General features: G+C 30.5%; 16 protein-coding genes. 15 read left to right on the forward strand and 1 reads right to left on the reverse strand.

Annotation, left to right across the window (positions count from 1 at the left end; genetic code table 11):
* Positions 1–6 precede the first annotated feature (6 nt).
* From peb2 to purU, 13 genes are all read left to right on the forward strand, one after another.
* Positions 7–774 carry an AcfC family adhesin PEB2 gene (gene peb2, locus AJN64_RS05865; RefSeq protein WP_079396823.1) on the forward strand — a complete coding sequence of 256 codons (768 nt, stop codon included), beginning with the start codon at positions 7–9 and terminating at the stop codon, positions 772–774.
* Positions 775–871: 97 nt separating this feature from the next.
* A complete protein-coding gene (gene tpx, locus AJN64_RS05870) occupies positions 872–1,399 on the forward strand; it encodes a thiol peroxidase (RefSeq protein ID WP_002856712.1) in 528 nt (175 codons plus the stop codon).
* A gap of 223 nt (positions 1,400–1,622) precedes the next feature.
* A complete protein-coding gene (gene napA, locus AJN64_RS05875; RefSeq protein ID WP_070275163.1) occupies positions 1,623–4,397 on the forward strand; it encodes a periplasmic nitrate reductase subunit alpha in 2,775 nt (924 codons plus the stop codon).
* Positions 4,398–4,414: 17 nt separating this feature from the next.
* Entirely contained in the window at positions 4,415–5,155 is a 741-nt protein-coding gene (napG, locus tag AJN64_RS05880; protein WP_070292795.1) for a ferredoxin-type protein NapG, read from the forward strand.
* Positions 5,152–5,934 carry a quinol dehydrogenase ferredoxin subunit NapH gene (gene napH / locus AJN64_RS05885; protein ID WP_075912945.1) on the forward strand — a complete coding sequence of 261 codons (783 nt, stop codon included), beginning with the start codon at positions 5,152–5,154 and terminating at the stop codon, positions 5,932–5,934. Before napG ends, napH begins: the two co-directional genes overlap by 4 nt.
* The gene (locus AJN64_RS05890) at positions 5,931–6,455 is read left to right on the forward strand and encodes a nitrate reductase cytochrome c-type subunit (protein WP_010891887.1); all 525 of its coding nucleotides are present in this window, start codon (positions 5,931–5,933) and stop codon (positions 6,453–6,455) included. The genes napH and AJN64_RS05890 overlap by 4 nt, the downstream gene beginning before the upstream one ends.
* Positions 6,456–6,459: 4 nt before the next feature.
* Positions 6,460–7,374 (forward strand): WD40 repeat domain-containing protein, encoded by a 915-nt coding sequence (locus AJN64_RS05895; RefSeq protein ID WP_053872588.1) that lies wholly within the window; start codon positions 6,460–6,462, stop codon positions 7,372–7,374.
* Entirely contained in the window at positions 7,367–7,705 is a 339-nt protein-coding gene (locus tag AJN64_RS05900) for a chaperone NapD (protein WP_053872750.1), read from the forward strand. Before AJN64_RS05895 ends, AJN64_RS05900 begins: the two co-directional genes overlap by 8 nt.
* A 12-nt stretch (positions 7,706–7,717) precedes the next feature.
* Positions 7,718–7,891, forward strand: coding sequence for a Sec-independent protein translocase subunit TatA2 (tatA2, locus tag AJN64_RS05905; RefSeq protein WP_002876097.1), 174 nt, complete (start codon positions 7,718–7,720; stop codon positions 7,889–7,891).
* 78 nt (positions 7,892–7,969) lie between these two features.
* Positions 7,970–8,218 (forward strand): tetratricopeptide repeat protein, encoded by a 249-nt coding sequence (locus AJN64_RS05910; protein WP_002859818.1) that lies wholly within the window; start codon positions 7,970–7,972, stop codon positions 8,216–8,218.
* Positions 8,215–8,706: a CiaD-like domain-containing protein gene (locus tag AJN64_RS05915; protein ID WP_044794316.1), complete on the forward strand. Its 492-nt coding sequence runs from the start codon at positions 8,215–8,217 to the stop codon at positions 8,704–8,706. Before AJN64_RS05910 ends, AJN64_RS05915 begins: the two co-directional genes overlap by 4 nt.
* A complete protein-coding gene (locus AJN64_RS05920) occupies positions 8,675–9,793 on the forward strand; it encodes a CCA tRNA nucleotidyltransferase (protein ID WP_044779453.1) in 1,119 nt (372 codons plus the stop codon). Before AJN64_RS05915 ends, AJN64_RS05920 begins: the two co-directional genes overlap by 32 nt.
* Positions 9,790–10,614: a formyltetrahydrofolate deformylase gene (gene purU, locus AJN64_RS05925; protein ID WP_002852510.1), complete on the forward strand. Its 825-nt coding sequence runs from the start codon at positions 9,790–9,792 to the stop codon at positions 10,612–10,614. Before AJN64_RS05920 ends, purU begins: the two co-directional genes overlap by 4 nt.
* On the opposite strand, the gene AJN64_RS05930 is transcribed toward purU, so the two are convergent.
* Positions 10,611–11,885 (reverse strand): aminotransferase class V-fold PLP-dependent enzyme, encoded by a 1,275-nt coding sequence (locus AJN64_RS05930; protein ID WP_083271925.1) that lies wholly within the window; start codon positions 11,883–11,885, stop codon positions 10,611–10,613. The two genes, purU and AJN64_RS05930, sit on opposite strands and share 4 nt — an antisense overlap.
* A 35-nt stretch (positions 11,886–11,920) precedes the next feature.
* On the opposite strand from AJN64_RS05930, the gene AJN64_RS05935 reads away from it, so the two are divergent.
* The gene (locus AJN64_RS05935; protein WP_079396825.1) at positions 11,921–12,799 is read left to right on the forward strand and encodes a DUF234 domain-containing protein; all 879 of its coding nucleotides are present in this window, start codon (positions 11,921–11,923) and stop codon (positions 12,797–12,799) included.
* Positions 12,800–12,802: 3 nt separating this feature from the next.
* A complete protein-coding gene (gene flgS / locus AJN64_RS05940; protein WP_002881726.1) occupies positions 12,803–13,822 on the forward strand; it encodes a fla regulon two-component system sensor histidine kinase FlgS in 1,020 nt (339 codons plus the stop codon).
* The last annotated feature ends 218 nt before the right edge of the window (positions 13,823–14,040 follow it).

Raw genomic sequence — 14,040 nt, forward strand, 5'->3', positions numbered from 1 at the left:
TAAGTTATATTATTAAAGAAAGGTTTATTTTATGAAAAAAATATTAATTTTTTAAGTTTAGTAGCAGCAAGTTTTTTAAATGCTAAAATTTTAGTTTATGGTCCAGGTGGTCCTGCTCCTGTGCTAAAAGAGCTTGCTTTAAAATTTGAGGAAAAAACAAAAGAAAAGGTGATTGTAACCGCAGGTCCAACTCCAGCTTGGATAGATAAAGCAAAAGAAAATGCAGATTTGATTTTTTCAGGCAATACTTCAATGATGGATGATTTTGCTAAAAAAATTCCAAGTTTAAGTTTGGAAAATTTAAGCGTTTTAAATGTGCGTCCATCAGGTATTATCGTGCGTCCAAATAATCCAAAAAATATTAAAAATTTTGAAGACATTTTAAAAGATGGTGTAAATGTTATGGTGGTTGATGGTGCAGGACAAGTTGGACTTTATGAAGATATGGCTTTAAAAAGTGCAAAAAGAGAAAATTTGGTAAAATTACGTAAAAATATAAAAATTTATGCTAAAAATTCCAAAGCTGCTGTAGATGAGTGGAATAACAATCCAAATATTGATGCTTTAATCATTTGGTCTCATTGGGCAAAGGCTTTAGGCGATGATAAAGCTTTATTTATCAAAGATAAAAATGCAGTGATTTATCGTGCAGCTGAAATAGCTCCTACAAAAAAAGGTTTAGAAAATAAAAAAGCTTTAGAATTTGTAGATTTTATTAAGAGTAAGGAAGCTCAAAAAGTGTGGAAAAAATATACTTGGAAAGAAGTAAAATAATTTTCAGTGAAATTAAAAATAATTAATGTTTATAGGATATAATCACTCTTAAAACATTAATTGTAATAATGTTTAAAATATCAAAAAAGGAAATTAAATGAGTACAGTAAATTTTAAAGGAAATCCTGTAAAACTTAAAGGAAATTCAGTAGAAGTTGGAGCAGATGCTCCTAAGGTAAATCTTAAAGCTAAAGATTTAAGCGTGATTGAAATCGGTGCAGCGGGTAAAACTCAAATCATTTTAAGTGTTCCAAGCTTAGATACACCAGTTTGTGCTACAGAGGCTAGAGAATTTAATAAAAAAGTAGCCAGTTACAATGGTGCTGAAGTGATTGTAGTAAGTATGGACTTGCCTTTTGCTATGGGAAGATTTTGCAGTACAGAAGGTATTGAAAATTTAAGTGTTGCAAGTGATTTTGTGGCAAAAGAATTTGGTGAAAAATATGGTGTTTTGATAAATGAAGGTGCTTTAGAAGGGCTTTTAGCTCGTGCCGTATTTGTGATTAAAGAGGGTAAAGTGGCATATAAAGAACTTGTAAATGAAATCACAGAAATGCCAGATATTGCAAAACTTGATGCATTTTTTGGTGGTTCTAGCTGCTGCGGTGGTTGTGGTTGCCATTAATTTTGATTAAGCCCATTCTTAGGGCTTAATTTTTACATCTTCATTTTTTTATTATTTTAAGTTGATTATTTTTAATATTTATTTTGTGTAAGAATAATATAAAAAGGACAATAAAACTCCTATAAAATAGAGCTTTAAAATTATTATTTTTATTAAAATTTCAAGAGATTTTTATACTCCATTTTTTATAATAAGATGATTTTTTTATTTTGGAGGAATAAGGATGAATAGAAGGGATTTTATTAAAAATACCGCTATTGCAAGTGCTGCTAGTGTTGCAGGACTTAGTGTTCCAAGCTCTATGCTTGGCGCGCAAGAAGAAGATTGGAAATGGGATAAGGCTGTTTGTAGATTTTGTGGAACTGGCTGTGGAATTATGATAGCCAGAAAAGATGGCAAAATCGTAGCAACAAAAGGCGATCCTGCAGCACCCGTAAATCGCGGACTTAATTGCATCAAAGGTTATTTTAATGCTAAAATCATGTATGGTGAAGATCGCCTTGTTATGCCTTTGCTTCGCATGAATGAAAAAGGCGAATTTGATAAAAAAGGCAAATTTCAACAGGTTTCTTGGCAAAGAGCTTTTGATGAAATGGAAAAACAATTTAAAAAAGCCTACAATGAACTCGGCGTTACAGGTATAGGGATTTTTGGTAGTGGGCAATACACTATCCAAGAAGGTTATGCTGCTTTAAAACTTGCAAAAGCGGGTTTTAGAACAAACAATATCGATCCAAATGCAAGACATTGTATGGCCTCTGCAGTGGTTGGTTTTATGCAAACTTTTGGTGTAGATGAGCCATCAGGCTGTTATGATGATATAGAACTTACAGATACTATTATCACTTGGGGAGCTAATATGGCTGAAATGCACCCAATCCTTTGGTCAAGAGTAAGTGATAGAAAACTAAGTAATCTTGATAAGGTCAAAGTTGTTAATCTAAGCACTTTTTCTAACCGTACTTCAAATATTGCTGATATTGAAATTATTTTTAAACCAAATACAGATTTGGCTATTTGGAACTACATAGCAAGAGAGATTGTTTATAATCATCCAGAGGCTATGGATACGAAATTTATCAAAGAACACTGCGTATTTGCAACTGGTTATGCTGATATTGGTTATGGTATGAGAAATAATCCAAATCATCCAAAATTTAAAGAAAGTGAAAAAGATACAGTTGAAAAAGAAAATGTAATCACTTTAGACGATGAAGAGGCTACTTCTTTATCTTATCTTGGCGTTAAAGCGGGTGATAAATTTGAAATGAAACATCAAGGTGTGGCTGATAAAAACTGGGAAATTTCTTTTGAAGAATTTAAAAAAGGTTTAGCCCCTTATACTTTGGAATACACTGCAAAGGTAGCCAAAGGTGATGATAATGAGTCTTTGGAAGATTTTAAGAAAAAACTTCAAGAATTAGCTAATCTTTACATAGAGAAAAATCGCAAAGTCGTAAGTTTTTGGACTATGGGCTTTAATCAACATACAAGAGGTTCTTGGGTAAATGAACAAGCTTATATGGTGCATTTTTTACTAGGAAAGCAAGCTAAACCAGGTAGTGGAGCCTTTTCTTTAACAGGACAGCCAAGTGCTTGCGGAACGGCTAGGGAAGTAGGGACTTTCTCCCATCGTTTGCCTGCGGATATGGTTGTGGCAAATCCAAAACACAGAGAAATTTCTGAAAAAATTTGGAAAGTTCCTGCAAAGACCATCAACCCAAAACCAGGTTCTCCTTATCTTAATATCATGAGAGATTTAGAAGATGGAAAAATTAAATTTGCATGGGTGCAAGTGAATAATCCATGGCAAAACACTGCAAATGCAAATCACTGGATCGCAGCAGCAAGAGAAATGGATAATTTTATTGTTGTAAGTGATTGTTATCCTGGAATTTCAGCAAAAGTAGCTGATCTTATTTTACCAAGTGCTATGATTTATGAAAAATGGGGTGCTTATGGTAATGCTGAAAGAAGAACTCAACATTGGAAACAACAAGTCTTACCTGTAGGTGCTGCCATGAGTGATACTTGGCAAATTTTAGAATTTGCAAAACGCTTTAAGCTTAAAGAAGTTTGGAAAGAGCAAAAAGTGGATAATAAGCTTACCTTGCCAAGTGTTTTAGAAGAGGCAAAAGCTATGGGTTATAGTGAAGATGATACACTTTTTGATGTACTATTTGCCAATAAAGAAGCAAAAAGCTTTAATCCAAACGATGCTATCGCAAAAGGCTTTGATAATACTGATGTTAAAGGCGATGAGAGAAAAATTCAAGGCAGTGATGGAAAAGAATTTACAGGCTATGGCTTTTTCGTTCAAAAATACCTTTGGGAAGAATATCGTAAATTTGGCTTAGGACACGGCCATGATTTAGCGGATTTTGATACCTATCATAAAGTAAGGGGTTTAAGATGGCCTGTGGTTAATGGCAAGGAAACACAGTGGAGGTTTAATACTAAATTTGATTATTATGCTAAAAAAGCGGCTCCAAATTCAGATTTTGCTTTTTATGGTGATTTTAACAAAATGCTTACAAATGGAGATTTAATAGCTCCTAAAGATGAAAAAGAGCACAGTATTAAAAATAAGGCTAAAATTTTCTTTAGGCCATTTATGAAAGCACCTGAAAGACCAAGTAAAGAGTATCCATTCTGGCTTGCAACAGGAAGGGTTTTAGAGCATTGGCATAGTGGAACTATGACTATGCGTGTGCCTGAGCTTTACCGTGCTGTCCCTGAAGCGCTTTGCTATATGAGTGAGAAAGATGGAGAGAAATTAGGCTTAAATCAAGGTGATTTGGTTTGGGTGGAATCTCGTCGTGGTAAAGTAAAAGCAAGAGTAGATATGCGTGGAAGAAACAAACCGCCTGTAGGACTTGTGTATGTGCCGTGGTTTGATGAGAATGTATATATCAATAAAGTTACTTTGGATGCGACTTGTCCGCTTTCAAAACAAACTGACTTTAAAAAATGTGCTGTAAAAATTTATAAGGCTTAATTTAGGGTTTTGATTAAATGAAAGGTAGAAGAGAATTTTTCGTTAGCGCCTTTAAGGCTGCATGTTTATGTACAGGAGGTGGATTTTTGGTTAATTTGACTTTAAAAGCCGATGATAATTATGCCTTGCGTCCTCCTGGGGCTGAAGATGAAGCTAGATTTTTAAGCAAATGTATTCGTTGTGGGCTTTGTGTAAAAGCCTGTCCTTATAATACTTTAAAGCTCGCTAGCTTGTTAGATAGTCCAAAAAATGGTACGCCTTTTTTTAAGGCAAGAGAAATTCCTTGCTATCTTTGTAAGGATATTCCTTGCATTAGAGAATGTCCAACTGATGCTTTAGATAAAAAGCATTTAGAGCAGGGTATAGAATCCTTGAAAATGGGTATTGCTATTGTTGATAGTGCTTCTTGTGTGGCACACTGGGGAATTCAATGTGATGCTTGTTATAGAGCTTGTCCTTTGATAGATAAGGCTTTAAAACTTGAGCTTAAACGCAATGAACGCACCGCCAAACATGCTTTTTTACTACCTAGTGTGGATCATGAAGTGTGTGTAGGTTGTGGGCTTTGTGAACTTGCTTGTATTACTGAAAAACCGGCCATTCGTGTTTTACCAAGGGAGTATGTATTGGGAAAAGCAGGATCTCATTATGTAAAAGGCTGGGATGAAAAAGATGAAGGTCGTATAAAAAATGCAGATACTTCAAAACATTTTAATGCTAAAAAAGCAACCAATTATTTAAATGATGGAGAACTGTGATGAAGTATTTAATTGCTAGACGCATCGTTCAGCTTGGAATTTTAGCGCTTTTTAGTTTTAAAGCTACAGATTTTATCTTACAGGGAAATTTAAGTTCTTCTAGACTTTTTAATACCATACCTTTAAGCGATCCTTTTGCGGTTTTGCAAATTATTTTAGCAAGCTGGAGTATAGATTTAATGGCTTTAATAGGAGCTTTGATTATATTTTTTATCTATGGTTTGCTTTTAGGAAGGGTTTTTTGCTCTTGGGTTTGTCCTGTTAATTTAATCACAGATTTTGCTGCTTTTGTGCGAAATAAATTAACCCTTAATAATAAATTTTTAATTTTGCCTAAAAATTTACGCTATTTTGTATTAGTCTTGGTTTTAATCCTTTCTTTTGTATTTTCATTGCCTGTGTTTGAAAGTTTTTCTTATATAGGAATGATACATAGAGGGATTATTTTTGCTACAAGTTCTTGGATTTTTGTAGCCTTTATACTTTTTTGTATTGATACTTTTTTAAGCCCTAGGGCAATTTGTTCACATTTTTGTCCACTGGGAGCTTTTTATGCTTTTATTTCTCGTTTTGCTTTGCTTAAAATAAAGCATGATAGTGATAAATGCACTAAATGTTATGAATGTATCCGTATTTGTCCTGAAAAACAGGTTTTGTGGATGGTTGGAAAAGAAAGTACTAGCGTGAAATCAGGAGAGTGTATAAGGTGTGCAAGATGTATAGAAGTTTGTAATGATGATGCTTTGAATTTTAATATTTTTGATTTAAGGAATAAATAATGAAGAAGAAATTGGTTTTATTAGGAAGTGCTGCAGTGGTATTTTTTGCCGCTTGTGCAATGAATAGTGGGGTAAGTTCGGAACAAATTGGACTTAGAAAAGCAAGTTTAGAAAATGAAAATAAAGTAAATTTAGTGGAAGCAAATTTCACAACTTTACAACCTGGGGAATCTACTCGTTTTGAGCGTTCTTATGAAAATGCACCACCATTAATTCCGCATGCTATTGAAGATTTGTTACCTATAACTAAAGATAACAATATGTGCTTAAGCTGCCATGATAAGGCTATAGCAGCAGATGCTGGTGCAACTCCACTTCCTGCTAGTCATTATTATGATTTTAGACACAATAAAACCACAGGAGATATGATTAGCGATAGTCGTTTTAATTGCACTCAGTGTCATGTTCCACAAAGCGATGCAAAACCTTTGGTGGGAAATAGCTTTAAACCTGAATTTAAAAATGAACAATTAAAAAGTCGTTCAAATTTAATTGATGTGATTAATGAGGGTGTAAAGTAAATAAATGAAAAAATTTCTTTTTATTTTGAGTCTTTTTTGTGTTTTGTCTTATGCTTATGAGCTGAAATTAAATGCCAATATAACAGCTTTAAAGCTTGATAAGCAAAACTTATATATAGGCACTGATAAAGGTGAAATTTTACAATATAACATTAAAGATAAAAGTTTAAAAGAACTTTTATCTTTGCCAAAGATTAAAAATTATTATGGTGATGATTTTGCTAAAATTTACAACATTGATATTTTTAAACATACACTTTTAATACTTAGCGAGGGTGATTTTGGTGCTAAAAATTTAAGTTTTTATAAGGAAAATTTACAAATCAAAAAGCTCGAAGAAAATAGCATAATAAAAGCATTTTTTATCAATGAAAATACTTATCTTTTGATTTCTATTGGTTCTGAAATAGAATTGATTGATAAAAGTTTAAAAAATATAAAAAAATTTAATTTTTCCCATTCTAGTCTTAATGATGCAGTTTTAAATGAAGATAAGAGTAGGCTAGTTGCAGGTTTTGAGAGTGGCGAAGTAGAACTTTTTGATTTGAAAAATTGGAAGATGTTAAAAAACTATGATAAAATGCATAAAGATAATATCTATCAAGTAGATTTTAAAAATAATGTTATTTTAAGTTGTGGAACGGATAGGCGTATAGGAGTTGTAAAAAATGAAGAGCAAAATTTTTTGCAAAAAGATTTTTTGATATATACTTGCGCTTTAAGTCCTAATGGAGAATTGGCTGTTTATAGTGATAACGAAGCTGGAGTTAGTGAAGTTTTTAGCACAAGTGATTTTAAGCCTGTTAAAACTTTTAATAATGAAAATTTGATGAGTGAGTTTATTATTTTTTTAAACAATAAAGATTTTATTGTTTCAGGCTTTGGTGATAGTATAATGTTTAGGAGTATTGATGAATAATCTTTCTAGTGTTTTGATTTTAGCAAAAGAAGAATATATAAATGATTTAAAAAAGGCTATATCTGAAATTCCTTTTTGTTCTGTAGAACTTTGTAAAAATGAAAAGATTATAGTTGTGATTGAAAGTGAAAATTTAGAAGATGAATTAAACTCTTATAAAATGCTTGAGAAATTGCCAAATATTATCAGTATTAATATGGTTTTTTCTTATCAAAATTTAAATGATGATATCCAAAAAGCAATCAATAGCGGCGCAATAGAAACGATAGAAAAAAATGAAAATGCTGAGAATATTCGCTACTATGGTAGTGTATTTAATCAATTTTCTTAAAGTGTAAAGTATATGGTATTTTTAATCCCATTGCTTATTGTAATTGGTGTTATTTTTGGAATTGATTATGTGTATTTTAAAAATCAAGATTTAAAAGTGCAAGTTAAAAAAGAACAAAAAGAATTAAATTCTAGCTTAGAGAAAGAAAAAAAAGAATATATAGAAAAATTGTTTAAAACAAAATAGACATTAAAAATCATATTATTTTCTTAAAGATAAATTAAAAAGCTTTTTGCTAGAATTAAAGAAAAATTTTAGGAAACAGTGATGAAAAATACAGTCACTGAAGCTTCTATCTATGAGGCTCAAGGGTTAAAAGACGAAGCTTTAGAAATTTATAAAAATATCTTAAAAGAAGATCCAGATAACCAAAACGCTATCGATGCGGTTCGTCGTCTTAGTGGTTTTAGATCCAAGCATAAAGATTTAAACACTCAAATGTTGGATTTTTTTATTAATATGAAAAGCGATGAAGAAATTAATGAATTTAAAAGGTGGTTGATAAAAATATGAATTTGGAAGATTTAGCTAAAAAAACCATTAGCGAAGTTAGCTCTATCATGGAAGAGCAAAGAAGACAAAATGAAATTTTAAAAGAACAAGAATTAAGCAGAAAAACTGAAATAAAAGATGAATTACCACCTATGGAGTTTGTATGCGAAGAACTTGATACTCCGCAAGACTTAGAAGATAAAATTTCTATGGCAAAATTTGAAGAAGAGCAAAAAATACAAAATAATATTGAAATTTCTACTCAGGAAAATAAAGAGTTTAAAAAAGAAGAGCCTTTTTTGCAAAGTGAAATTTTAAATCCCAGTGTTATGACAGAGGTTCAAACGCTTAATGAGGATATTTTTTTAAAACATCTTAGAGAGAGAATTTTAGTTCTTTTTGAAGGTTTAAATAGCATAAAAAAAGATGATCTTGAAAATAGGTTAAACTTGACCATAAATTTTTTAGAGTTTTTGCTTGCAAATATCGAAGATAAGCTTAAAAAATAATCCCGATTTACAGTTTATCGCTGAGTTTTTAAAGCCTTATACTAAACGAGCGTATTTGGTTGGAGGTAGCGTTAGGGATTTGTTTTTAGGCTTAAAAATTTGTGACTATGATATAGAGCTTTATGATATCAAACCTAAAGATTTTGAAAAGATTATGCAAAAATTGGGCGCACAAGGCCTTGGAAAAAGTTTTTTTGTGTATAAGTTTAAAAATTATGATTTAGCTCTTGCTAGAACCGAAAATAAAATAAGCTATGGACATAAAGGTTTTGAAGTTCAAATTTGTAATGATGAAAAACTTGGCGCCAAAAGACGCGATTTTACCATAAATTCTATGATGATTAATCTTTTTAACGATGAGTTTTTAGATTTTTATGGAGGATTAAAAGATCTAGGAGCAGGCTTTTTAAGGCATATTGACAAACAAAGCTTTCAAGAGGATAGTTTAAGAGTATTAAGAGCGGTAGTATTTGCTTCAAGGTTTAACTTTAAGATAACTAGTGAAAGCTTGAAATTGATGCAAAGTATGGATATAACTGATCTTAGTAAAGATAGGATCAATGCGGAGCTTTATAAATTCTTTAAAAGCCCTAGACTTGATGTTGGCTATAGATATTTGCAAGAACTTGACTTAGAAAAACAGATTTTTGGCTTTGAGAGTGTTTTTAAGAGTTTGGAATTTCAAAATTTACTCAGACAAAGTAGAGAATTTGTAAAAAGCGATGCTTTATTCTTGTATTTGTATTTGAATTTTTTTAATTTAGAAAAAGATATATTTTTTAAAAGAACCAAACTTAAAAAAGAATACCTAAAATACGCAAATCAAGCTTTTTATCTTGATGATATAAGTGATTTTGAACTAGCAAAAATTGCTTTTGAAATGCCTTTGAAGGAATGGCTTGGACTTTGGAGTAAAAAGCGTATTGAGCAAGCTAAAAGATTAAGACTTTATGAGAATAAGTTTGAAAGTAAAATTTTAGCAAAAGATTTCATAAATGCTGGATTTTGTGGTAAAATTCTTGGTTTAAAGATTCAAGAAGCAAGAGAGAATGAATTAAAAGAATATATAAAAGGTTTAGCTAAATGATTTCTGTATTAAAAATTTGCACCAAAGATCAAAAAGGTTTAATCTATAGAATTTCTGATGTTATTTTTAAATATCATATCAATATAGTAAAAAACGATGAATTTGTAGGCGAAGGAATGTTTTTTTTTCGTGCTCTTTTAGAAGGTGAGTTTGATAAAGAAGCTTTTATAGGAACGCTTGAGGCTATGCTTGGACAAGAAGCCTTGATAGAGCTTTGCGAGAAGAGAAAAAAAGATATTGTTGTTTTTGCTACTAAAGAAAGTCATTGTTTGGGAGATTTGCTAATAAAGCATTATAGTAACGAACTTGAAGCAAATATCAAAGCTGTGATTTCAAATCACAACTCTTTAAAGGATTTAGTTGAGAAATTTGAAATTCCTTATCATTTTATCAGTGCTGAAAATTTAGATCGTAAAGAGCAAGAAAATCAGATTTTAAAATGTCTTGAACAATATAAATTTGATTATTTGGTTTTGGCAAAATATATGCGAATTTTATCTCCTGATTTTGTTAGGCATTTTGAAGGCAAGATTATAAATATTCACCATTCTTTTTTACCTGCATTTATAGGAGCAAATCCTTATAAACAAGCCTTTGAAAGAGGGGTTAAAATAATTGGAGCTACGGCACATTTTGTAAATAATAATCTTGATGAAGGTCCTATTATCACTCAAGCTGTTTCGCCTGTAAACCATGAATTTACTTGGCAAGATATGCAACAAGCAGGTAGAAATATAGAAAAAGATGTTCTTTCAAAAGCGCTTGATTTGGCTTTTGAAGATAGAATTTTTATACATAATAATAAAACTATAATATTTTAATGTGATAATTTTACTATAGTTTTATTTAAAGCATCGAAAAAATAATCAATATCCTCTTTTTCATGCGTATAATGCAAGCTTATTCTTAACCAGCCTGGTTTTGTTTTAAGTTTTTGATTATCTTTTAAGCCTAGCAAATCATGACCATAAGGCCCAGCACAAGCACATCCAGCGCGTGTTTCTATGTGGTATTTTTTACTAAGTTCGTAAGCGATATCAAAAGGAGAAATTTCTTTGATATTGAAAGCAAAAATAGGCAATCGGGTTTTTAAATTCTTTGCATATAAAATTAAATTAGGTATAGTTTTTAGTTTTTCAAAAAAATAATCTTTTAAAATTTCTTCTTTTTTTTCTATATTTTTAACCCCTATAGAATCTTTGATTTTAAAAGCTAAGCTAGCGCGAATGAGTTGTAAAATTCCAGGTGTTCCTCCTTCCTCTAAAGCTTCTTCATTACAAAGGTAGCATTGTGAAGTGCGAGAAACATAGCCCACAGTTCCACCTGCTGCAAAGCTAGGCTTGTTTCCACAAAGATCTTTTTTGATGGCTAAAAGTCCAGAACCACCAATACCACCGATTAATTTATGAGAACTTATAAACAACGCATCATAGTATTGGCAAGATATGTTTTTATAGGGAATGAAACTAGATGCATCAAAAGCAACTATCCCTTTAAATTTACGAACCATTTCAGAAATGCGTTTGTAATTACTTAATATCCCAGTAACATTTGAAGCCAAAGAAAAGCTAGCGATTATTTTTCTTTTTTTGTTTTTTTGTAAAGTTTTTTCTAGAAAATCAAAATCAATTTCTCCATTTTTATCTAAGGGAATTCTAATGCATTCACACAAGCCTTCTCGAAATGAAAGTTCATTAGAATGATGCTCATAAGGCCCTACGATAACTAAAGGTAAGGTATTTTTATCAATTTGCGTAAAATATCTTTCTTTTACAAGAGGAGGAATGTAAATGCCGATCAATTCTTGAAATTTTTTAATAGCACTGCTTGATCCTGTTCCGCAGGCTATAAGGGCAAAATTTTCATCTAATGATAAACTTTTTTTTATATCTTTTCTTGCTTGTTCGTAAATTTGTTGAGTTTTAAAAGAATTCAAAGAGCTATCAGAATGTGTGTTTGCATAGGTTGGAAGAATTTTTGAAATTTCTTTTTCTACACATTTTAGAGCTAAAGCACTTGCTGTGAAGTCAAAATGCAAAATACCTTTTTTTAAGATCAATTCTTTTTTTAAATCTGAAATTTGCAAATACAATCCTTATAAAAATTTGTTAAAATTATACTATAAAAATGCTTTATAAAAGGAAAAATATAAAATTTAAGAACTTTGTAGATTTGCATAAGAATTTGTCTTTAAGCAAGCTTTTTGATTTTTATAGTGTGTTTGAAGGTTTTGAAAAATTAAACATTTTAAATTTTGAAGATGATGTATTTGCAAATATAGAGCAAATTTTGCTTGATGATTATCTAAAAATTAAAAGTTATTTCGCCTTGGATGAAACAAGTTCTTACGCTCTTACTTTACTAGCTAAAAACAATCGCAAGCGTTTTTCTATCAATAGAAAAATTCAGCATTTTAAAGCTTTATCTACACTTAAATATCTTTTAGAAACAGGTATAATAAAACTTGAGTATAGTAAGGAAGCTAAAAAAATAAAAGATAAAAGACAAAAAATCAAAAAAGAACTAAGATCTTATGTTGTCCAAGATAAGATTATATTTAGCAACCATTTTATTCGTTTCTTTTTTTATTTTTTAAAGCCCAATGAAAAGCTTATTTTGCAAAATCGTTATAAAGAAGTTTTAGAATGCATTAAAGAAAAATTTGAACTTTATCAAAGTTTTTGTTTTGAACAACTTTCTAGAGAATTGCTTGAGAAAAAATTCAATATCAATGGAGTGCAAAGTTACTGGGATAAGAATTTAGAACTTGATCTTTATTATCAAGATGAAAATTTATGTTTTGTCGGAGAAGTTAAATTTAAAAATAAAAAAATTTGTAAAAATATTTTAAATCTTTTAAAATCAAAAGCAAAGTCTTTAAATTTGGCTCCAAATTATTACATTATAATCTCAAAAAATGGTTTTAGCAAGGAATTTGATAAAATATGTGAACAGAATTTGCTTTTACTTGATTTGAATGATTTTAAGATTTTATTAGAGGAATGATAAATGAATGAAAGTATTTTAAAAAGTTTAGACTCAAATGAAAAAGAAACCCTACAAAAAGGCTTAGAAAGTCTTATAGAACAAACTTATGTAATAGAAAATGAATACAAAACTTTAAATGAAAACTATAATTCCTTACGCGCAATGGTTGATGAGATTATAGAGGTGTTGCCTAGTGCACTTTGGATTTTAGATAAAGAAAAAAATATTATTTTACAAAATCAAGAAGCCTTGAAAAATCCAAAATTACTTAGTATCATTAGTCTGGATAAAATTCGTGATGAGCTTGAATTTGAAGGTAGGTTTTATGCGGTAAAAATCATAGCACATAATGAAAAAACTATAGTTTCAGCTATAGATATTAGCGATGAAAAACGCAATGAAAGGCTTGCAAGCATGGGCAGTGTGGCGGCTCATTTGGCACATGAGATAAGAAATCCTATTGGATCTATATCTTTACTTGCTTCAACCCTTTTTGCTCGTAGTGAGCTTAAAAATAAGCATATAGTTCTTGAAATCCAAAAGGCTATTGCTAGAGTAGAGCGTATCGTAAATTCAACTTTACTTTTTACTAAGGGTGTGCACATCAATGCTTTAAATTTTAATCTTTTAGAGTTAAAAGAAGAGTGTGAAAGTGCCATTAACTCTTATAATTTTACTTCTCAAATAGACTTTGAAATATCTTTTTTGGATAAGCAGATTTGTGCTGATAAAGCTCTTCTTGGTTTGGTTTTGCAAAATTTGATTTATAATGCTATTGATGCGATAGAAGAAAGCGAATGTGAAAAGCCTATGATTAAAATTTTAGCAAGTTGTGATAATGAAAAAATATGCATCAGAGTGTATGATAATGGTTGTGAAATAAAAGATGAGAAATTGGTTTTTGAAGCTTTTAAAACAACAAAACTTAAAGGCAATGGGCTTGGCTTGTCTCTTTCTAAAGAAATCATAAACGCTCATAAGGGAGAGTTAAGTTTTCAAAGTGATCCTAAGAATTTTTATTTTACCTTACCTTTGGTGTGATAAATATTTTCTTTTCACCTCAAAACGGAACAGATCTTGCTTATATTATTTTAATATATTTAGATTGAAGGCAAAAAAATCTAAATTAAGGAATTAATATGAGTATCTTTAGTATCAATGATAGCTCAAATTATAATTCTATACTTTCACAAAGTAAAGCTAATAAAGAAAGTAAAGAAAATTCTAAAATAAGTTTTGCTAATGCTTTTTTAAAACAA

Origin of the sequence: Campylobacter sp. BCW_4332, assembly GCF_001763175.1 — a bacterium.
GTDB lineage: Bacteria > Campylobacterota > Campylobacteria > Campylobacterales > Campylobacteraceae > Campylobacter_D > Campylobacter_D jejuni.